17 protein-coding genes are annotated in these 19,605 nt (G+C 71.7%); 7 read left to right on the top strand and 10 right to left on the bottom strand.

The features are described from left to right. Window positions 1–329: 329 nt before the first annotated feature. Window positions 330–2,369, bottom strand: a complete 2,040-nt coding sequence (locus ACZ5PB_RS14070) for a S9 family peptidase (protein ID WP_468690836.1) — start codon at window positions 2,367–2,369, stop codon at window positions 330–332. A gap of 165 nt (window positions 2,370–2,534) precedes the next feature. Between ACZ5PB_RS14070 and ACZ5PB_RS14075 the strand changes: the two genes are divergently transcribed. From ACZ5PB_RS14075 to ACZ5PB_RS14085, 3 genes are read left to right on the top strand one after another with little or no spacing between them, the layout of a single operon-like run. After that, complete coding sequence (locus ACZ5PB_RS14075) at window positions 2,535–3,767, top strand: acetyl-CoA acetyltransferase (protein WP_468690838.1); 1,233 nt, start codon at window positions 2,535–2,537, stop codon at window positions 3,765–3,767. Further along, window positions 3,757–5,238 (top strand): carotenoid oxygenase family protein, encoded by a 1,482-nt coding sequence (locus tag ACZ5PB_RS14080; RefSeq protein ID WP_468690840.1) that lies wholly within the window; start codon window positions 3,757–3,759, stop codon window positions 5,236–5,238. Before ACZ5PB_RS14075 ends, ACZ5PB_RS14080 begins: the two co-directional genes overlap by 11 nt. 43 nt (window positions 5,239–5,281) lie before the next feature. After that, window positions 5,282–6,268, top strand: a complete 987-nt coding sequence (locus ACZ5PB_RS14085) for a winged helix-turn-helix transcriptional regulator (RefSeq protein ID WP_468690842.1) — start codon at window positions 5,282–5,284, stop codon at window positions 6,266–6,268. 125 nt (window positions 6,269–6,393) lie between these two features. On the opposite strand, the gene ACZ5PB_RS14090 is transcribed toward ACZ5PB_RS14085, so the two are convergent. The 5 genes from ACZ5PB_RS14090 to ACZ5PB_RS14110 all read right to left on the bottom strand — a co-directional run bounded on the left by ACZ5PB_RS14090 (window position 6,394) and on the right by ACZ5PB_RS14110 (window position 11,835). Beyond that, a complete protein-coding gene (locus ACZ5PB_RS14090) occupies window positions 6,394–6,576 on the bottom strand; it encodes a hypothetical protein (protein WP_468690912.1) in 183 nt (60 codons plus the stop codon). A gap of 329 nt (window positions 6,577–6,905) precedes the next feature. Beyond that, window positions 6,906–8,438, bottom strand: a complete 1,533-nt coding sequence (locus tag ACZ5PB_RS14095; RefSeq protein ID WP_468690844.1) for an SDR family NAD(P)-dependent oxidoreductase — start codon at window positions 8,436–8,438, stop codon at window positions 6,906–6,908. A gap of 172 nt (window positions 8,439–8,610) precedes the next feature. Beyond that, window positions 8,611–9,828 carry a glucose-1-phosphate adenylyltransferase gene (glgC, locus tag ACZ5PB_RS14100; protein ID WP_468690846.1) on the bottom strand — a complete coding sequence of 406 codons (1,218 nt, stop codon included), beginning with the start codon at window positions 9,826–9,828 and terminating at the stop codon, window positions 8,611–8,613. A gap of 29 nt (window positions 9,829–9,857) precedes the next feature. Continuing rightward, on the bottom strand, window positions 9,858–11,042 hold the full coding sequence (gene glgA / locus ACZ5PB_RS14105; protein ID WP_468690848.1) for a glycogen synthase: 1,185 nt from the start codon (window positions 11,040–11,042) through the stop codon (window positions 9,858–9,860). A 10-nt stretch (window positions 11,043–11,052) separates the two neighbouring features. Then, window positions 11,053–11,835: a (2Fe-2S)-binding protein gene (locus tag ACZ5PB_RS14110; RefSeq protein ID WP_468690850.1), complete on the bottom strand. Its 783-nt coding sequence runs from the start codon at window positions 11,833–11,835 to the stop codon at window positions 11,053–11,055. A gap of 235 nt (window positions 11,836–12,070) precedes the next feature. On the opposite strand from ACZ5PB_RS14110, the gene ACZ5PB_RS14115 reads away from it, so the two are divergent. Continuing rightward, entirely contained in the window at window positions 12,071–13,075 is a 1,005-nt protein-coding gene (locus ACZ5PB_RS14115; RefSeq protein WP_468690852.1) for a DMT family transporter, read from the top strand. Here the strand turns inward: ACZ5PB_RS14115 and ACZ5PB_RS14120 are convergent. The 3 genes from ACZ5PB_RS14120 to panD all read right to left on the bottom strand — a co-directional run bounded on the left by ACZ5PB_RS14120 (window position 13,045) and on the right by panD (window position 16,758). After that, window positions 13,045–14,487 (bottom strand): transglycosylase family protein, encoded by a 1,443-nt coding sequence (locus tag ACZ5PB_RS14120; RefSeq protein ID WP_468690853.1) that lies wholly within the window; start codon window positions 14,485–14,487, stop codon window positions 13,045–13,047. The two genes, ACZ5PB_RS14115 and ACZ5PB_RS14120, sit on opposite strands and share 31 nt — an antisense overlap. An 85-nt stretch (window positions 14,488–14,572) precedes the next feature. After that, window positions 14,573–15,754 carry a Cmx/CmrA family chloramphenicol efflux MFS transporter gene (locus tag ACZ5PB_RS14125; protein ID WP_468690855.1) on the bottom strand — a complete coding sequence of 394 codons (1,182 nt, stop codon included), beginning with the start codon at window positions 15,752–15,754 and terminating at the stop codon, window positions 14,573–14,575. Between the two features lie 536 nt (window positions 15,755–16,290). After that, window positions 16,291–16,758: an aspartate 1-decarboxylase gene (gene panD / locus ACZ5PB_RS14130; RefSeq protein WP_468690857.1), complete on the bottom strand. Its 468-nt coding sequence runs from the start codon at window positions 16,756–16,758 to the stop codon at window positions 16,291–16,293. A 117-nt stretch (window positions 16,759–16,875) separates the two neighbouring features. On the opposite strand from panD, the gene ACZ5PB_RS14135 reads away from it, so the two are divergent. Next, window positions 16,876–17,043 (top strand): hypothetical protein, encoded by a 168-nt coding sequence (locus tag ACZ5PB_RS14135; protein WP_468690858.1) that lies wholly within the window; start codon window positions 16,876–16,878, stop codon window positions 17,041–17,043. Window positions 17,044–17,046: 3 nt separating this feature from the next. Here ACZ5PB_RS14135 and ACZ5PB_RS14140 read toward each other — a convergent pair whose 3' ends face one another. After that, window positions 17,047–17,712 carry an NADPH-dependent F420 reductase gene (locus tag ACZ5PB_RS14140; RefSeq protein ID WP_468690913.1) on the bottom strand — a complete coding sequence of 222 codons (666 nt, stop codon included), beginning with the start codon at window positions 17,710–17,712 and terminating at the stop codon, window positions 17,047–17,049. 173 nt (window positions 17,713–17,885) lie between these two features. Here ACZ5PB_RS14140 and ACZ5PB_RS14145 point away from each other — a divergent pair, with 173 nt between their 5' ends. Together ACZ5PB_RS14145 and ACZ5PB_RS14150 are read left to right on the top strand one after the other, a co-directional pair. Then, entirely contained in the window at window positions 17,886–18,293 is a 408-nt protein-coding gene (locus tag ACZ5PB_RS14145) for a YciI family protein (RefSeq protein WP_468690859.1), read from the top strand. Between the two features lie 54 nt (window positions 18,294–18,347). Then, window positions 18,348–19,490: an RNA polymerase sigma factor gene (locus tag ACZ5PB_RS14150; RefSeq protein ID WP_468690861.1), complete on the top strand. Its 1,143-nt coding sequence runs from the start codon at window positions 18,348–18,350 to the stop codon at window positions 19,488–19,490. Window positions 19,491–19,605: the final 115 nt, after the last annotated feature.

Below are 19,605 nucleotides of genomic sequence, written 5' to 3' on the forward strand. Positions count from 1 at the left end.
CACCACAGTTGGCCGTGTACATTCGCAGAGTATTTGACCGCGCAGTTCCCCGCGCCCCTGAGTACTCAGGGGCGCGGGGAACTGCGCGAGCAACCACTCACCGGCCCGCAGGTCCGAACCCCTGGCCCCGCGGAGCGGTTTAGGGAAGGGGCGGGGAGGGGCAAAGCCCGCCGCAGGCGCGACCCCGCCCACCAGCTCGCACTGCCGGCGCCACGCGGCGGCAGCCGCAAATCCAGCACAGCGGGAAGGAACGTCCTCCGGCGCGCCCCCTCGCACCCGGCCCGCCGCAGGTGGATCGCACCGCTCACGTCGCCCCTCACCCCCACCCCTCACACCATCTCAGGCCGCACCCACTCCTCCCCCCTCACATGGTGATCAAAGAAGTTCAGCACCGCCGAGTACCAGACCTTCGAATGGTTCGGCTTCAGGATCCAATGGTTCTCGTCCGGGAAGTACAGGTACTTCGCAGGCGTCTCGAACTTCTGCAGGTCCTGGAAGAGCGACATGCCCTGCCCCACCGGCACCCGGTAGTCCTTCGCCCCGTGGATGATCAGCATCGGGGTGCGCACCCGCTCCACCCCCAGCGACGGCGAGTTCTCCCGGTAGCGCTCCGGCTGCGTCAGCGGGTCGCCGAAGATCCGCTGGAAGAACCACGAGCCGTCGGTGTCGCGGGCGAAGGAGCCCAGGTCCCACAGCCCCGCGTGCGACATGATCGCCTTGAAGCGGTCGGTGCTGGTCGCGACCCGGTTGGCCATGTAGCCGCCGTAGGAGCCACCGGCGAGACCGGTGCGGGTCTCGTCGATCTCCGGGCGCGCGACGGTGACGTCCGTGAGGTCCATCAGGTCGCGGTACGGCTGTCCGCCCCACTGGCCCCAGCCACGCTCGTGCATCTGCTGCCCGTAGCCCGTCGACAGTGCCGGGTCGGGCAGCAGCACGGCGTAACCCCGGGCCACGAACGGCCACGGGTTCCAGCGCCAGGTCCACGCGTTCCACGAGTTCTGCGGGCCGCCGTGCACGAAGACCAGCAGCGGCGCGGGGTTGTCCGCCGAAGCACCCTCCGGCACCGCCAGCCAGGACCGCAGCGGGAAGCCGTCGTCGCCGGTGGTGTGCACCTCGGTCAGCGTGCCGGGCAGGGCGCCCAGGTCGTCGCCGGGTGCGCGCAGCGGCGTCGGCGTCTGGCCGGCGTCACCGGCCGCGTCCAGCCGGACCGGCCGGGGCGCGGCGTCGATGGGGGTCGCCACCGTGTAGAGGGTGCGTGCGTCGGGCGAGACCACGAGGGCGCCGTACGCTCCCGAAGCCGTCAGACGTGTGACCGTGCCGTCCGCGTCGCGCCGGAAGACGGGGCAGTGCCCCTGCTCGTCTGCGGTGAACCACAGAACGTCGTCGCCCGCGACGGGCGAGAGCACGAAGGAGCCGGGCCAGTTGTCGAACTCGGGCAGGAGGTCGGTCTCCTCGCCCGTCGCCACGTCGACGCGCACCAGCGTCGTGTCGTACGGCGTCTCGTACGTCTCCTCCAGGAGCCGGTGGCAGACGACCGCCGAGCCGTCGGCGGTGAAGCTCGCCCCCGAGTACTGGAAGCCGAGGCGGTCGACGACCCGGAGCTGCTCGCCGGTGGCCGCGTCCGCGATCACCACGGCCTCGCGGTTCTCGGCCGGCACCCGGCCGATGACGGCGCGGCTGTACGCGACGCGCGTGCCGTCGGGGGACAGCGCGACGCCCTCGTCACCGGCGACGCCCTGCCCGCCGGCCACCACGGCGGCCGCGGCGGCGTCCTTGCCGAGGGCGCGGACGAAGACGTGCGGCTCCTCGGGCCCGAGGTCGCTGTCCCAGTGGCGGGTCGGCCCGGCCTCGTACAGGATCGCCGTGACCTTGGCCTTCTCGCGCTCCTTGCGGAGCTTCTCGTGCGCCTCGGCGTCCTGGGCACCCGGCAGGAGTCCACCGCTGTACGCGAGTACGCCGGTGTCGCGCGCGACCCCGAAGCTGCCGATGCCGCCCGGGTGGGAGGCGATCAGCTCGGCCTCGCCACGCTCCGGCAGGGCCCAGAGGGTCGCGCCGCTCTTGCCGTCGCCCTTCTCGGCGGCGGGGTCGGTTTCCTCGCGCCCGGAGACGAAGAGCAGGGTGCCGTCGGGGGCGAACGCGGGCCCGGACTCACCCTTGAGCGACCGGGTCAGGCGCCGCGCCTCGGTCTCGCCCGAGGGGTCGATGTCCCAGAGGCCGGAGACGTATCCGGTGCCTTCGGCGTTGAGCTGCTGCACAGCGGCGACGAGGCGGCTTCCGTCGGGCGACAGGGCGAGAGAGCCCACTCGCGGCGACGCGAAGAATGCCGACAGGTCATGAAAAGTGGTGGTTTCCCGAGGGGTTTCAGCCATGCCGATCATCCTGCCCGCTGCGTGTAGCCACCAACAAGGGATTACCGATTATCGGACGTACGCCTCGGGCGAACTCCCCCACCGTCACCACTCATCGCGTTCCGCACGGTCGCTCCCCTTCACCGAGTGACTCTGTTAGTTGTAGCCTCCCGAGGGAGGTGCTTCATGAATACGTGGGTACTGGGCGGCTTCCAGACCGACTTCGCACGGAACTTCGCCCGCGAGGGCCTCGAATTCGCCGATCTCGTACGGGAGACGGTGCACGGCACCCTGGACGCGGCGGGCGTCGGCCCCGGTGACGTCGGCGTGATCCACGTCGGCAACGCCTTCGGTCAACTCTTCACCGGTCAGGGCCAGTTGGGCGGCATGCCCGCCACGGTCGAGGAGGGCCTGTGGGGCGTGCCCGCCTCCCGGCACGAGGCGGCGTGCGCGTCCGGCTCGATCGCGGTGCTGTCCGCGATGGCCGATCTCGAATCGGGGCGCTACGACTGTGCGCTGGTTCTCGGGGCCGAGCTGGAGAAGACCGTGCCGGGCGATGTGGCGGCCCGCCATCTGGGCGCGGCGGCCTGGGCCGGGCACGAGGGGCAGGACGCCCGCTTCATGTGGCCGTACATGTTCTCCGCACTGGCCGACGAGTACGACGCACGCTACGGACTCGACGACGCCCATCTGCGCGCCATCGCGGAGCTCAACCACCGCAACGCCCGCGCCAACCCCCTGGCCCAGACCCGTAATTGGAAACTCACCGACGCGAGCTTCAGCGCCGACGACGAGGCCAATCCGCTCGTCGAGGGCCGGGTCCGCCGCCAGGAGTGCAGCCGGATGACCGACGGCGCCAGCGGTGTCGTCCTGGTCTCGGACCGCTGGCTGGAGCGGCGCCGTACCGTCACACCCGCCCGCCTCGCCAGGATCGCCGGGTGGGGCCACCGCACGGCCGGTCTGCCGCTCGCCCGCAAGACGGAGCGCAGCAAGGACGACCCCTACGTCCTCCCGCACGTCCGCGAGGCCGTCCAGGACGCCTTCGCCCGGGCGTCCCTCTCCGGCATCGACGACGTCGACGGCCTGGAGACCCACGACTGCTTCGCCATGTCCGAGTACCTGGCGATCGACCACGTCGGCATCACCCCGCCCGGCGAGAGCTGGCGGGCCGTGGAGGCCGGGGACCTGGAGATCGGCGGCCGGATGCCCGTCAATCCGTCCGGCGGACTCATCGGCGGCGGCCATCCGGTCGGCGCGACCGGGGTCCGTATGCTGCTCGACGCGAGCCGCCAAGTCACCGGCTCGGCAGGCGAGTTCCAGGTGGCGGGTGCCCGGCGCTTCGCCACGCTGAACATCGGCGGCAGCACGACCACCACGGTCGGCTTCGTCGTGGAGGGGGAGGACACCCATGGACGTTGAGATCGTCGGACGCGCCCTGTCCACGCTCCCCGAGGACGACGACCACCCGTACCGCACGGGCCCGTGGCGCCCGCAGAGCACCGAGTGGAAGGCCGAGGACCTCGATGTCGTCGGGGAGATCCCGGCCGACCTCGACGGGGTCTACCTGCGCAACACCGAGAACCCGGTCCACCCGGCGGCCAGGCTCTACCACCCCTTCGACGGTGACGGCATGGTCCATGTCGTCGGCTTCCGCGAGGGGAAGGCCTTCTACCGCAACCGTTTCGTGCGCACCGACGGCTTCCTCGCCGAGCAGGAGGCGGGCGAGTCCCTGTGGGCGGGGATCGCCGAGCGGCCGAGCATCGCGAAGCGTGCGGACGGCTGGGGTGCGCGGACCCGGATGAAGGACGCCTCCAGCACCGACATCGTGGTCCACGCCGGCCGGGCCCTGTCCAGCTTCTGGCAGTGCGGCGACCTCTACCGTCTGGACCCGCTCACCCTGGACACCCTCGGCAAGTCCGCGTGGGCCCCCGACTGGGGCGTCTCCGCACACACCAAGGTGGACGAACGGACCGGCGAGCTCCTCTTCTTCTCGTACGCCACCGAGGCCCCGTACCTGCGCTACGGCGTCGTCGGCCCCGACAACCGCCTCAAGCACCTCACCGACATCCCCCTCCCCGGGCCGCGCCTGCCGCACGACATGGCGTTCACCGAGCACTACGCGATCCTCAACGACTTCCCGCTCTTCTGGGACCAGGCGCTGATCGACCGGGGCAAGTACGCCTCCCGCTTCCACCGGGACATCCCGTCGCGCTTCGCGGTCGTGCCGCGCCTGGGCTCGGAGGTCCGCTGGTTCGAGGCCGATCCGACGTACGTCCTGCACTTCACCAACGCGTACGAGGAGGGCGACGAGATCGTCCTCGACGGCTTCCGGCAGGGCTGCCCCGAGCCGCCCGACCCGCGCGGCGAGGGCGTGTACCAGCGGATGTTCCGCTTCCTGGCCCTGGAGCGGATGGAGACGACGCTGTGGCGGTGGCGGCTGAACCTGTCCACGGGCAAGGTCCGCGAGGAGCAACTCAGCGGCCGTTACACGGAGTTCGGGGTGATCAACCCGCAGGCGGCGACCCGCCCGTACCGCTACACCTACGCCGCCACCCAGAAGCCGGGCTGGTTCCTGATGGACGGCATCGTCAAGCACGATCTGCACACCGGCTCCGAGGAGCGGTACGCGTACGGCGACGGCGTGTTCGGCAGCGAGGCCACCCTGGCCCCGCGCGCGGGCGGGCGGGCGGAGGACGACGGCTACCTTGTTACGCTGACGACCGACATGACCGCCGACCGTTCCGAGTGCCTGGTCTTCGACGCGGCGCGCCTGTCCGACGGACCTCTCGCCCGCATCCGGCTCCCCGAGCGGATCTCCAGCGGCACGCACGCGACCTGGGCCCCGGGCTCGGCGCTCCACGGCTGGCACGACGGGCCGCCGGCCCTGTAGGAATCCGGTGCCGCTGGCCACCGGTGAGCGCTGAAGGAGCCCGGTGACCGCCGACGCGCAGCAGCACCCGACCCCGCTGCCCGCCGGCGGCCCCAACGCCATCGCCGCCGCGTTCGGCCTCCTCGGCGACGAGTGGGCGCTGCTGATCCTGCGGTACGCGCTCCAGGGCGTGCGCCGCTATGCCGACTGGCGGGCCCGGCTGCCGATCTCCGACGCGGTGCTCACCGCCAGGCTGACCCGGCTGGCCGGGCAGGGCCTCCTGGTGCGGGTCGCCTACCAGGAGCGTCCGGTCCGGCACGAGTACCGGCTGACCGAGCGGGGCCGCGCGGTGTGGCCGGTACTGGTCGCCGTGTGGGGCTGGGAGTACCGGTGGGTGGCCACGCACCGCGAGGAACTGCCGTGGATGCGGCACGCCGGGTGCGGGCGGCACATGGAACCGGTATTGGTGTGCGGCGGCTGCGGGGATCCGGTCCAGCCGCGTGACGTGCGCAGCGAGTGGGGGCCGAGCGGCGGCGACGGCCGGTCGATCCCCTCCTCGGCGACCCGCAGGCGCAGCACTGCGGGCGACGGGGGCGAGGGCGGTGCGGCGGCCGGGCTGTTCCCGGAGACCATGGCGCTGCTCGGCAACCGCTGGTCGGTGGCGCTGCTCGGGGCCGCTTTCCTGGGGACGCGCCGGTTCGGCGAGTTCCAGCGGCGGCTGGGCGCGCCGCCGTCGATGGTCGCGGACCGGCTGCGGACGTTCACCGCGCTGGGGGTGCTGGCCGCGGACTCCGGGACGTACCGGCTGACCCGCAAGGGGCGGGCGTTCTTCCCGGTCGTCATGACCCTGATCGACTGGGCCCAGCGGTGGTACGTGTCGCCCGAAGGACCGGCGCTGGTGTCCGAACACCGGGGCTGCGGGCGGGAGTTCAGGGCCCGGCTGGTGTGCGGGGAGTGCGGCGGGGAGCTGTCGGAGCGGGGCGTGCTGGTGGTGGGCGCGGCCGAGGAGGAGGCGGCGGCCACCGCGGAGGCGGCGAACCGTACTCGCTAGGCCGCCCTGGACGAACGAGCCGTACCCCCTTGGGTGAGGGGGTACGGCTCGATGCGTCACTCGTACAGGACCCGGACAGGTCGGTGGATCGGTCCGACCGCTCTGCCGGTCTGCCGACCAGTCGGTCAGTCGACGCCGGGCAGGATGTGCGGCTCCGCGAGGTCGTCCTCGTATCCGGCGAGCCGGATCGGTGCCGACCTGGCCCACACTTCGAGGTTGCCGATCTTCTTCGGCTTGCCCGCCCGGCCGTCGCCTCCGGACTTGTAGCTCGCCGAACGCTCCGACCGTCGTTGGTCCTGATGGGTCATCTTTGGTGTCACCGCGCACTCCTTTGTGTCGCGTAACCCTTCGGACGGTGCCGAGCGGTCCTCTGCCGGGCCGCCGGACCCCCCTAAGGGCAGGAAGGAAAAGACTCTTCGGTCGCGGTGGCGCCGGTGTTACTCGTTCGGGAGCAGCCGTGGTGGTGGGCCGCTTCCCGGTACGGGCCGAGGGTGTCGCTCTGTCCGTGACGAACAGACTACCCATATGAGCGCCCCCGCGCTCGATGGATTTCGTCGACTTTCGGCCTGCCCCCGGGCGGGGCCGGGGGCACCCGGGGGTCACAGTCGACGCAGGAGCCCCAACGGGGCCTGCCCGCCTACCAGTTGGCGGGCGCGTAGTCCTTGAGGAAGATGCCGTAGAGGTCCTCGCCGGCCTCGCCCCTGACGACCGGGTCGTAGACGCGCGCAGCACCGTCGACCAGGTCGAGGGGGGCGTGGAAGCCCTCCTCGGCGAGCCGGAGCTTGTCGAAGTGCGGGCGCTCGTCGGTGATCCAGCCGGTGTCGACGGAGGTCATCAGGATGCCGTCGGTCTGGAACATCTCCTGGGCGCTGGTCCGCGTCACCATGTTCATGGCGGCCTTGGCGGCGTTGGTGTTGGGGTGTCCCGCACCCTTGTAGCCACGGCCGAAGACGCCCTCCATCGCGGAGACGTTGACGACGTGGGCGCGCCCGCTGCGCGCCTTGCGCGCGGCGTCGGCCATCGCGGAGCGCAGCTGGCTGATCAGGATGAACGGCGACGTGTAGTTGCACAGCTGGGTTTCGAGGAGCTCGACGGGCGAGATCTGCTCGATGGTCTGCACCCAGGTGTTGGTGTCGACGACGTCGGGGACGAGCCCGCCCGCGTCGATGGCGCTGCCGTCGCGGTGCCGTTCGACGCTGGCGTTGCCCGCGACCAGGGCCAGGTCGGCGACCTGCTGGGCGTCCAGGCCGCTGACGCCGAGCGGCAGTGCGGCCAGGCCGTCGACGGCTCCGGAGTTGAACGCGCCGATCACCTGGTGGGCGGGCAGCTCGCCGGGGGGCAGCGGTGCGTTCTCGCCGTCGACCAGGGCGGCGTACGCGGAGGGCAGCCGGCGCACGGTCTGGGTGGCGTTGTTGATCAGGATGTCCAGCGGGCCCGCCTCGGCGACCCGCTCGGCCAGGGCGACGGCCTGCGCGGGGTCGCGCAGGTCGATGCCGACGACCTCCAGGCGGTGCAGCCAGTCCGAGGAGTCCTCCATCGCCTTGAAGCGGCGGATGGCGTCCTTGGGGAAGCGGGTGGTGACGGTGGTGTGCGCGCCGTCGCGCAGCAGCCGCAGCGCGATGTACATGCCGATCTTGGCGCGGCCGCCGGTGAGCAGGGCGCGCTTGCCGGTGAGGTCGGCGCGGGCGTCGCGCCTGGCCCGGTTCAGGGCGGCGCAGGGCTGGCAGAGCTGGTGGTAGAAGTAGTCGACCTCGACGTACCTGGTCTTGCAGATGTAGCAGGAGCGGGGCCGCTGGAGTATCCCGGCGATCCGGCCCTCCTCGGTGGCCGACTTCGGCAGCAGGCCCTCGGTCTCGTCGTCGATGCGCTCGGCGGAGCCGGTGGCGGTGGCCTCGGTGACGGCCTTGTCGTTGGCGGTCTTGGCGGCCCGGCGCTCCTGGCGGCGGCGCTGCTTGACCGTGCGGTAGACGCCCGCGGTGGCCCGGCGGATGGTGATGGCGTCGGGGTGGTCGACATCGAGTTCGTCGAGCTCGGCGAGGACGGCGAGGACCAGCGCCATGCGCTCGGGGTCGATGCCGGGGCCGAAGTCCGCGGGGCCCTGCTCCACGGGGGGAGTCTCCTGGGTGGGCTCGCCGTCGCCGTGCACCGGGCTGCCCTCTGTCACCGTCATCGCCGCTGCCGTCTCTCGTTCACGCCGCGCGGGCCGGGAGCCCGCGGGTGTCTGCTGGAAGTCCTCAAAAGGGGAATCGTACGGAGGCAGGGGCGAGTGCGACAAACCGCGAGGTGTACGGGCACGCAGCGTGACGGTCCGCTACGGTGCCCGCCCTCCGCGTGGGCCGGGGTCAGCTGACCTGCTGCCCCTTGCCCAGGGCGATCACCCCGTTGCGCGACACCGTGTACAGCTCGGCGTCGCGCTCCGGATTGACGCCGATGGTGGCCCCCGGCGGTACGTCCACGTTCTTGTCGAGGATCGCACCCCTGACGACCGCCCCGCGCCCTATCCGCACGTTGTCGTGGAGCACGGAGCCCTGGACGACGGCCCCCGGCTCCACGACCACCCCGGGCGACAGCACGGACCCGGTGACCTGTCCGCTGATCACGCAGCCGGGGCCGACGATCGCCTCGCTGGCGATGCCCGCCGAGCAGAACCGGGCGGGCGGTAACTGTCCGAAGTGGGTGTAGATCGGCCAGCGCCGGTTGAAGAGGTTGAACTCGGGCTGTTCGGCGACCAGGTCCATGTGGGCGTCGTAGTACGTGTCGAGGGTGCCGACGTCCCGCCAGTAGCCGTGGTCGCGGGCGGTCTCGCCGGGGACGTGGTTGTCGTCGAAGTCGTAGACCTGGGCGGTGCCGCGCTCGGTGAGCTGGGGCAGGATGCTGCCGCCCATGTCGTGCACCGAGTCCTCGTCCTCGGCGTCCCTGATCAGGGCGTCGACCAGTACCTTGGTGGTGAAGATGTAGTTGCCCATGGACGCGAAGACCCGGCGCGGGTCGCCGGGCAGCCCCGGCGGGTCGCTGGGCTTCTCCAGGAACTGCTCGATCCGCCGTCCGTCGGACGCCGGGGTGATGATCCCGAACGAGGACGCTTCCTTGCGCGGCACCCTGATCCCGGCGACGGTTACCCCGGCGCCGCTGTCGATGTGCTGCTGGAGCATGTGCCTGGGGTCCATCCGGTACACGTGGTCGGCGCCGAACACCGCGATGAAGTCGGGCTGTTCGTCGTGGACGAGGTTGAGCGACTGGAGGATCGCGTCGGCGCTGCCCAGGTACCAGCGCGGGCCGAGCCGCTGCTGCGCGGGGACCGGGGTGACGTAGTTGCCGAGCAGGCTGGACATCCGCCAGGTGGTGGTGACGTGCCGGTCCAGCGAGTGCGACTTGTACTGGGTGAGGACGCAGTTGCGCAGGATGTCGCCGTTGACGAGGTTCGAGAGTACGAAGTCGACGAGGCGGTACGTCCCCCCGAAGACCACCGCCGGTTTGGCCCGGTCGGCGGTGAGCGGCATCAGCCGTTTGCCCTCCCCGCCTGCCAGTACGATCCCGAGCACCGAAGGTCCACCGCGCATCGCCGCCCCCAAGGGTCAACCAGCAAGGGTCACTTGACCAACTCCGCGTACACCTCGGCGGTCCGCCGTGCGACGGCGTCCCACCCGAATTCCTGGACCGCGCGTACCCGCCCGGCCTCCCCCATACGCCGCGCCTCGTCCGGTTCGTCGAGAACCCGGTTCAGCGCTTCGGTGAGACCGTCCTCGAACTCCTCCGGGTGCCGCAGCGCGCGCTTCTTCTCGTACGGTACGAGCAGCCCGGTGCGCCCGTCGTCGACGACCTCGGGGATGCCGCCCACCGAGGAGGCGACGACGGCGGTGCCGCACGCCATGGCCTCCAGGTTGACGATGCCCAGCGGCTCGTACACCGAGGGGCAGGCGAACACCGTGGCGTGGGTGAGGAGTTGGATCACCTCGGGGCGCGGCAGCATCTCCGGGATCCAGAACACCCCGTCCCTGGCCTGCTCCAGCTCCCCCACCAGTGACCGGAACTCATGCCCGAGCTCCGGGGTGTCCGGCGCTCCCGCGCACAGCACGAGCTGGGCGGCCGGGTCGAGGGCGCGGGCCGCGCGCAGCAGGTGCGGGACGCCCTTCTGCCGGGTGACGCGCCCCACGAACAGGACGTAGGGCCGCTCGGGGTCGATGCCGATGCGCTCCAGGACGTCGGTGCCGTCCGTGGGCCGGTAGAGCGAGGTGTCGATGCCGTTGTGCACGACGCGGACCCTGGCGGGGTCGAGCGCCGGGTAGCAGTCGAGGATGTCGGCGCGCATGCCCCGGGAGACGGCGATGACCGCGTCGGCGGACTCGACGGCGGTGCGCTCGGCCCAGCCGGAGAGGGCGTAGCCGCCGCCGAGCTGCTCGGCCTTCCACGGGCGCAGCGGCTCCAGCGAGTGACAGGTCATCACATGCGGTATGCCGTGCAGGAGTTTGGCGAGGTGACCGGCGAGGTTGGCGTACCAGGTGTGCGAGTGGACGATCTCGCGGTCCGCGAGTGCGGCGGCCATGGAGAGGTCGACGGAGAAGGTGCGCAGCGCGTCGTTGGCACCGTCCAGGCCGGGGGCCGCGGGGTGCCTGACGACTCCGGGCTCCGTACCGCCGCCGCTCCCCGAGGTGCCCCAGCAGTGCACCTCGACCTCGGCCAGGGCCCGTAACTCCCGGGCCAGGAACTCCACATGGACGCCGGCGCCTCCGTAGACGTCCGGCGGATACTCGCGCGTGAGCAGCCCCACCTTCACCCCTTGATGGTCACTCAGATACGGGCTGCGGGGAAGACCGCCGTACGCCCGCGTTGGACCGCCGCCGCTCGGGCGGGGTGTCGAAGACGCAGTCGCCGCACAGTCCGCCGTTCGGGCAGCGGTAGTACAGGCAGCAGCTGTTGCGGCGGAACGCTCCACCCCTGAGGGACCCGGTGGAGCGGAGGTCGGGGTGGGCGAACAGCTCGTGCGCGATCACCGCCGCCCGCTTGCCCACCTCGGGCCGCTCCTTGTCCCTCGCCCACAAGCGGAGTTGGGAGACGGCGGCGGCGAGTGCGGATCCGGCGTTGCCCCACAGCAGTTGCGGGGAGATGTTCCCGTCCCGGCGGAAGGCCTCGGCCAGCGGGACCAGGTGGCCGTACTGGACCGTCTCGCGCAGCGTCTCGGCGGTGGCGGGCAGCGCCGGGCCCGCCCCGGTCAGCAGCAGGTCGTCCGGGGTGCTGCCGTCTGGGTCCCAGTACAACCCGTCGGCGGCCAGGTCGGGCACCTCGTCGTACAGCGCGGCCGACCCGAGCGCCACCGACCAGAGCCGGGCCACGATCCCCAGATGGGCGATGGAGGCGGCGACGCGCCGCTCGGGCGCCCGCAGCCGGGCGGACACCTTGTCGATGCGGAACGCCAGCGGGTCCGCGGCGGCACCCCCGTCCGCCCCGCCGATCCCGCCTGCCTCACCCGCGTACACCCTGGACAGCGGGACATGGCCGCTCCCGGCCGTCGGCTCCCCCGCCCTCAGCGCGAAGAACCCGTTCACCGAGCCGAGCTCCACAAAATCCACGATGACGCCTTTCACCCACAGGAACCGATTTCGCAGTAAATACGGCGCGACCCATACCCCACCACCGCATCCATGACGGAGTGACCATGAAAGACGAATACCGTACCCGGGCCCTTCCCCGCCCCCACGGCCAGGCGTACCGCACCCGCTGTACCTACGTACTGCACCCGCAGTAGCCCCCAATGCCTGCTCGCGGACGATGACGTGAACGCTCCCGCGGGCCATCGTGGAGTACATGAGTCCCCTTGCGCTTTCCGTGCTGCTCGCCCTGGTGTCGGCGGTGGCGTACGCGGTGGGTGCCGTCCTCCAGGAGCGCGTCGCGGCCACCGGCCGCAGCGGTCTGTACTTCCCGGTGCGGCAGCCCGTCTGGTGGGCTGCCACCGTGCTCAACGGCGTCGGCGCGGTGCTGCACGTCGGCGCGCTGGCCTACGGGCCGCTCAGCCTGGTCCAGCCGATGGGCGCGCTGACCATCGTGTTCGCGCTGCCGATCGCGGCGGTATTCGTACGGCGCCGGGCGGGCGCCATGGCCTGGCGCGGTGCGCTGCTGGCGACGCTCGGTCTGGCCGGGCTGCTCTCGCTGACGGGTGCCGCCCACGGCGAGGCGCTGACGGGCGGCGAGCAGCTGGCGGTCGCCGGGGCCTCGCTCGCCGCCATGGCGGCACTCTTCGCGGGGGCGCACGCGGTGCGCCGTCCCGTCCTGCGCAGCACGCTGCTGGCCGGGGCGGCGGGGATCTCGTTCGGCATCGCGTCCGTGTTCATCAAGTCCCTTGCCGAGGGCTGGAGTTCGTACGGACTGGCCGGGCAGTGGCAGGCCGCTCCCGCGATCGTGGCGTTCGCGGCCATGGGCGTACTGCTGTCGCAGGCGGCGTACCGGGGCGCCGGGCTGACCGCGCCGCTGGCCACGGTGACCGTGGTGAACCCGGTGGTCGCCTCGGTCGTCGGCCTCGTCCTGTTCGGGGAGTCCTTCCGGTACGGCACGACAGGCATGCTCCTCGCCGCGGTCTCGGCGCTCGTCGCGGCGACGGGCCTGGTCCTGCTGACGGCGGGGCACCCGCCGAAGCGCCCCGCTCCCGCACAGCGGTACGCCGGGGAGGAATCCCCTGCGGGACTCCTCCCCGGCGTACCCGTGCAGCCGAGCCGGGTGACCGAACCGGAACCGGAAGCGTCGACCGGGCCGGAGGCCGGGCCGCGTCCCGGCACCGGGCCGGATCAGACGGTGACGCCGCCCGCCCTCAGATAGGCGACCGGGTCGACGTCCGAGCCGAAGCCGGGTCCGGTCCGCACCTCGAAGTGCAGGTGGGGTCCGGTGCTGTTGCCGGTGGAACCGGAGCGTCCGATGCGCTGCCCCGAGTCGACCTTCTGCCCTTCGCGGACGGTCAGCGCGGACAGGTGCGCGTACTGGGTGTACTTGCCGTCCGCGTGCCGGACGATCACCTGGTAGCCGTACGAGCCCGCGTATCCGGCGGAGACGACACTGCCCGCTCCGACGGACTTCACGGAGGTTCCCGTGGGCACCGGGAAGTCGACTCCCGTGTGGTAGCCCTTCGACCAGGAGGAGCCGGCCGCCCGGTAGGGCGTGCTGGCGCCCGCGTCCACCGGGGCGCTCAGCCCGGACTTGCGCTCGGAGCGCGAGGAGACCGTCTCGGTACGGGACTTCTTCTTCTCGGCCTCCCGCTGCTTCTTCTCCCGCTCCGCCTTCTCGGCCTGCTCGGCCTGCCTGGCCCGCTCGGCCTTGCGCGCCTCCTCCGCCTTCTTCGTACGCTCGGCGGCGGCTCTGGCCTTCTCGGCCTCGGCACCGGTACGGGTGTCCTGCCCGGCCCTTTCCTGGCCCGCCTTGTCCTGGCCCACCCTGTCCTGGCCCGCTCTGTCGGTACCGCGCGCCTTGTCGGTACCGCCCGCCGGGTCGGGCTTCGGCGGCATTCCGATGCGTACCAGCAGCCGCTGGCCCGGCTTGATGACGTCCGGGTCACCACCGATGACCTGCCGGTTGCTCTCGTACAGCCGCTGCCAGCCGCCGGTGACCCGCTCCGTCTGCGCGATGCCGGAGAGGGTGTCCCCGCTGGCGACGGTGTACGTGTCCTTCGTGCCGACCGGGCCGGGTGCGGGGGCCGGGGCGGGCGCCGGGCGCGTCGGCTCGGGGTCGGTCCTGGGCGGGGGCGTCTGCCGGGTGGGCGGGGCGGGGTCCTTCTTCTCGGGCGGCGGATCGGTCTTCCGCCCCTGACCGTTGCCCTGGCCCTTGTTCTGGGTGGTGATCGTGATGTCCGGCGCGTCTCCGCCCCGTACCAGCCCTGCCTTGACCGAACAGACCGGCCAGGCGGTGGGGCCCTGCCCCTTCAACACCCGTTCGGCCACGGCGATCTGCTCGTCCTTGGTGGCCAGGTCGGCGCGCGGCGCGTAGGCCTGGCCGCCGTACGACTGCCAGGTCGACTGGCGGAACTGGAGGCCGCCGTAGTAGCCGTTGCCGGTGTTGATCTTCCAGTTGTTGGTCGACTCGCAGGCGGCGACCTTGTCCCAGATGTCCACGGGAGCGGCTTCGGCCGTTCCTGAGGCGACGAGCGGGAGCGCCATGCCGACGCCGCCCGCCGCGGCCGTCAGCGAGGCGCTGTTGATGCGGCTCGGCTGATACCGCCGGTGACGACCGGTTGAGGCCATGTCTCGCTTCCTCCACTCGCACTGTCGGACACGTAGCAATCGGCAAAAGTACGGGCTTGGCACAGGCCATGACAAGGGCCCCAACTCAACTGCCCCGTACCACTGTTGAAGCGGAATCCGCCCGCGACCGCCACACCCGGCGCCCGGCACCCGCACTGACGAGGGCGAGCGCCACCAGCAGCGCGCTCACCCCGAGCGGCGACCGGAACCCCAGCCCGGCCCCCAGCGCGACACCGCCGGCCCAGGGCCCCACCGCCGCGCCGACGTTGAAGGCGGCGGTCGCGAAGCCCCCGGCCAGCGTCGGCGCGCCGGCCGCCGCGTACAGCACCTGCGCGATCAGCGTGGATCCCACCGCGAACGACAGCGCTCCCTGGACCAGTACGAGGACGAGTGCGGCGACCGGCTGCTGGGCCACCAGCGCGAACAGCACCCAGCCCACGAGCAGCGCCGCCCCGCCGCCGGCCAGCAGCGGTACGGGCCGCCGGTCGGCGATCCGACCGCCGACCGCGACGCCGACGAACGAGCCCACCCCGAAGAGTGCGAGCACGACGGGCACCCACCCTTCCCCGAACCCGGTGACCCGGGTGAACAGCGGCGAGAGGTAGGTGAAGGTGCAGAAGGTCGCCCCGTTGACCAGCGCCCCCAGGAGCAGCGTCAGCAGCAGCCGCCCGTCGCGCAGCGCCCGCAGTTCCCGTCGGACCCCGGCCCCGCCGGTGCCCGCGGCACCCCCGGGTACGGAGTGCAGGATTCCCGCGAAGGCGGGCAGAGCCAGCAGTGCGACCACCCAGAACGCCGCGCGCCAGCCCCAGAGTTGACCGATCAGCGCCCCGGCGGGCACCCCCACCACACAGGCGAGGGTGACCCCGCCGAGGAGGGCGGAGGTGGCCCGGCCCTTCTCGCCTGGCCCGACCATCGAGGTGGCGGTCACGAGGGCGACCGCCAGGAATCCGGCGTTCGCGAGCGCTCCGACGACCCGACTGGCGAGCAGCACCGTGAAGCTGTCCGTGACGGCGGCCAGTACGTGGACGAGCAGGAACACCCCGAGGAAACCGAGCAGCGCGGCGCGCCGCGACCAGCGCAGGCTGAGGGCCGCCATCAAGGGCGCCCCGACCACCATTCCGACAGCGAATGCCGAGGTCAGCGCCCCGGCGGCGGACAGGGAGACTCCCATGTCCGCGGCGATTTCCGGGCCGAGCCCGGACAGCATGAATTCCGATGTGCCCTGGGCGAAGACGGCGAGCCCGAGCAGGTGGAGAGCGAACGGCACAGCAAAGACCCCACAACGACGTCGTGATTCGTAAATCAGCCTTGACGACGCCGGCGGTCCGGTGGCGGGCAGCGGTCATCGGCGCACCCGGCGCTGCCAGGGGTGCGCGACCACGCGAAAAGGCCACCGGACGACCGGTGGCTAGAGTCTTGACGCCTCGGGACTGGACACGGGACGCACCTTATGAAGCGGGTGCGCCCCGGGTCCAGTCCTTTTCCCGCTCTGTGGGCCCCTTCGGGCTCTGTCAGCTCGCCGGTCCCGGCGCGGGCTCGGGGGTCGGGTCGGGCCCGGGTCCCGGCGGTACGGGGTCGGGCTCCGGCATCGGCGGGATCGGGGACGGTGCAGGCCCCGGCGGAACCGGGGTGGGCCCCGGAAGGGGGCCGGGCAGCGGCCCCGGGTCCGGTCCGGTCGGCCCCGGCGGCGGGGTCGGCGCGGGCGGTACGGGATCGGGGAACGGCTGGGTCATGCCTGATCGACCTCCAGATGGTGAAGTCTGGTCGAGTGTCGGACGCCGCGTCGCGAGGAGCGGCTGGTCCTCACTCTCTCCCGGTGCGGCTTCCCACGCCTGCGGAGTCCACACCCACCGCGACGGCCAGCGGGTTCCGCCGCTGCCCGTCCCCGCTGCCCGGTACCGGCTCGGCGAGGTCGGCGCCTTCCGCCACGATCCGGTTGCCTTCGCCCACATGGACGATGCGCGGCACGAAGGACCGTGCCTCGGCGTCGTCGACCTGGGCGTAGCTGATCAGGATCACCAGGTCACCGGGGTGTACGAGATGGGCGGCGGCGCCGTTGATCCCGATGACTCCGGACCCCCGCTCGCCCTCGATGACGTACGTCTCCAGCCGGGCGCCATTCGTGATGTCCACGATGTGCACGAGCTCGCCGGGCAACAGGTCGGCGGCTTCCATGAGTTCGACGTCGACGGTGACCGATCCGACGTAGTGCAGGTCGGCCTGGGTGACCGTGGCACGGTGGATCTTGGATTTGAACAGAGTACGCAGCATGAAGCGCTCCTTGGGTTCCGCTCCCTGCCTGCTTCGTGCAGGTCAAAGGCGTCACGGCACTCTACAACGGGCCCGGGCGCCCCAGCAGGCCAATCTAAAACCTGAGCGATTGCACCCATGACCGCACGTATTCGCCCACGTAGCTTCCCCGCATCGGAGAAGCCGCTAGCCGCCGCCGTCGTCGTACAGAATCAAAGGGCCGTGACGGCCAGGTGCACGCCTTCCTGGGCGTCCCGTACGCCGCAGGCCCTGGACGAACGCGCCCTGTGGGACGCCCTGCGCTGACGATCAGGGCGTACGGGAGGACCTGACCACCCGAATGTTGAAGTCGTGCGCCCCGAGCGACTCCGCGATGCCGATGAACAGCAGCGCGAAGTGCTCCTGCCCGCGTGCCGTCCCGATGCCACCGAGGTCGAACACGGCGTCCTCGGCCCAGCCCAGGTCGACGAGCAGCCCGCGCACGGTGTCCTTCGCCGCGTCCTGGTCGCCGGAGAGGAAGACGGTGCTCTCACCGTCGAGCCCCGCGGGGTCGACCATCACGGTGGAGTCCATCGTGGCCAGCGTCTTGACGACGGCGGTGCCGGGGAACGCGGCCTGGAGCTCCTCCCCCAGACTGTGGTTGGGGTGGGAGAGTCCCTCGGCGGTGAAGCCCACCCCGACGTCCAACAGGATCTTCCCGGCGAGGGCCGAAGCCCCGATCTCCTTCTGGAAGAGCGCCGTGGACTCCCCGCCGGGAGTTGCGTTGACGATGACGTCCGCGTCGGCGACGGCCGCGGACAGTTGGCGGACGGGCAGTGGGAGATCGGGCGCCCGCTCCTCGGGCCGACGGGATCCGAAGACCACCTGATGGCCGGCCCCGGCCCAGCGGGGAGCGAGCGCGCGGGCGACATTTCCTGTACCGATGAGTGCAATTCGCATACGGATCAAGCTAGTTGGGGACCTGCGGCCCGGGATCGGCCAACGGTCCCAAGCAGCGGGGCCGATGGACCTAGGCTTCCGGCGAAAAAGTTTTCCGACCAATGGCGCACCTGATGTCGAGAACGCGTGACCGGCTCCGTCCCCGTGGTGAGAGCGACCACGAGGTGTCGGCACCAGTACCGGCACCAGTAACGAGGAGAGAACCCATCATGGCCAAGTACCTGCTTCTCAAGCACTACCGCGGCGCCCCGGCCTGTGCCAACGACGTACCGATGGAGAAGTGGACGCCCGCCGAGATCTCGGCCCACGTGCAGTACATGCGGGACTTCGCGACCCGTCTCGAAGGCACCGGCGAGTACGTCGACGGCCAGGCGCTCGCCCCCGAGGGCACCTGGGTGCGGTACGACGGCGAGGGCCGCCCGCCGGTCACCGACGGTCCGTTCGCCGAGACCAAGGACCTCATCGCCGGGTGGATGGTGATCGACGTCGACAGCTACGAGCGCGCGGTGGAGCTGGCCGGTGAACTGTCGGCTGCTCCCGGCGCGGGCGGCGAGCCGATCCACGAGTGGCTGGAGCTCCGCCCGTTCCTGTCCGAGCCGCCGACCATCACGGAGTAACCCGCCCCCTCACCCACTCACTCGTCGATCCACCCTCACGGAGTGATGAAACCGATGGACGAGGTCCTCCTCAGGAGCCTCACACCGCAGGTGCTCGCCGTCCTCGTTCGCCGCGGAGCCGACTTCGCGGCGGCCGAGGACGCGGTGCAGGACGCGCTCGTGGAGGCGGTCCGCGCATGGCCTGCGGATCCGCCGAAGGACGCCAAGGGCTGGCTGATCACCGTGGCCTGGCGCCGGTTCCTCGACGCCACCCGCGCGGACACCGCCCGCCGCCGCCGCGAGGACCGCGTCGACGAGGAGCCGGAGCCCGGGGCCGTGCCCGCGGTGGACGACACCCTCCAGCTCTACTTCCTGTGCGCCCACCCGTCGCTGACACCGGCCTCGGCGGTCGCGCTGACGCTGCGGGCCGTCGGCGGGCTCACCACCCGCCAGATCGCCCTGGCGTACCTAGTGCCGGAGGCCACGATGGCCCAGCGCATCAGCCGGGCGAAGCGCACCGTCTCCGGCGTCCGCTTCGACCGGCCCGGCGACGTCTCCACCGTGCTGCGCGTCCTCTATCTGGTCTTCAACGAGGGCTACTCGGGCGACGTCGACCTGGCCTCCGAAGCCATCCGGCTCACCCGTCGGCTCGCGGCCGCGATCGACCACCCCGAGGTGTCGGGGCTGCTCGCACTGATGCTGCTCCACCACGCCCGGCGTCCCGCCAGGACCGCGCCCGACGGGAGCCTGGTGCCACTCGCCGAGCAGGACCGGGGCCGGTGGGACACCGGGCTCATCGCCGAAGGCATCGAAATCCTGCAGACCGCGCTGGCCCGCGACCGGCTGGGCGAGTTCCAGGCCCAGGCAGCGGTGGCTGCCCTGCACGCGGACGCGCCCACCGCCGAGGAGACGGACTGGGTTCAGATCGTCGAGTGGTACGACGAGCTCGCCCGCCTGACGGACAGCCCTGTCGTAAGACTGAACCGTGCGGTGGCCGTCGGCGAGGCGGACGGACCGCGCGCCGGCCTGGCGGCACTGGGGCTGCTGGACGAATCGGTACCCCGTCATGCCGCTGTGGCGGCGTATCTCCACGAGCGCGACGGCGAACTGGTGACGGCGGCACGGCTGTACGCGGAGGCGGCCCGAAAGGCACCGAACCTGGCGGAGCGCGACCATCTGACGCGCCAGGCGGCGCGGCTCAATTCGCGGATTTCGTAGATCCGTCAGGGAGGAAGGCGCCGTAAACGCAGAAAAGCCCCGCACCATAAGGTGCGGGGCTTTCCCACAATGATTGTTCGGCGGCGTCCTACTCTCCCACAGGGTCCCCCCTGCA

Source organism: Streptomyces sp. NPDC032721, assembly GCF_055579625.1.

Coding starts and splice junctions, on each gene's coding strand:
- ACZ5PB_RS14135 (WP_468690858.1), top strand. CDS start 16,876: ATGACCGCACGTATTCGCCCACGTAGCTTCCCCGCATCGGAGAAGCCG.
- ACZ5PB_RS14090 (WP_468690912.1), bottom strand. CDS start 6,576: ATGACCCATCAGGACCAACGACGGTCGGAGCGTTCGGCGAGCTACAAG.
- ACZ5PB_RS14095 (WP_468690844.1), bottom strand. CDS start 8,438: ATGACGGTGACAGAGGGCAGCCCGGTGCACGGCGACGGCGAGCCCACC.
- ACZ5PB_RS14080 (WP_468690840.1), top strand. CDS start 3,757: ATGGACGTTGAGATCGTCGGACGCGCCCTGTCCACGCTCCCCGAGGAC.
- ACZ5PB_RS14150 (WP_468690861.1), top strand. CDS start 18,348: ATGGACGAGGTCCTCCTCAGGAGCCTCACACCGCAGGTGCTCGCCGTC.
- ACZ5PB_RS14145 (WP_468690859.1), top strand. CDS start 17,886: ATGGCCAAGTACCTGCTTCTCAAGCACTACCGCGGCGCCCCGGCCTGT.
- ACZ5PB_RS14115 (WP_468690852.1), top strand. CDS start 12,071: ATGAGTCCCCTTGCGCTTTCCGTGCTGCTCGCCCTGGTGTCGGCGGTG.
- panD (WP_468690857.1), bottom strand. CDS start 16,758: ATGCTGCGTACTCTGTTCAAATCCAAGATCCACCGTGCCACGGTCACC.
- ACZ5PB_RS14070 (WP_468690836.1), bottom strand. CDS start 2,369: ATGGCTGAAACCCCTCGGGAAACCACCACTTTTCATGACCTGTCGGCA.
- ACZ5PB_RS14120 (WP_468690853.1), bottom strand. CDS start 14,487: ATGGCCTCAACCGGTCGTCACCGGCGGTATCAGCCGAGCCGCATCAAC.
- glgC (WP_468690846.1), bottom strand. CDS start 9,828: ATGCGCGGTGGACCTTCGGTGCTCGGGATCGTACTGGCAGGCGGGGAG.
- ACZ5PB_RS14075 (WP_468690838.1), top strand. CDS start 2,535: ATGAATACGTGGGTACTGGGCGGCTTCCAGACCGACTTCGCACGGAAC.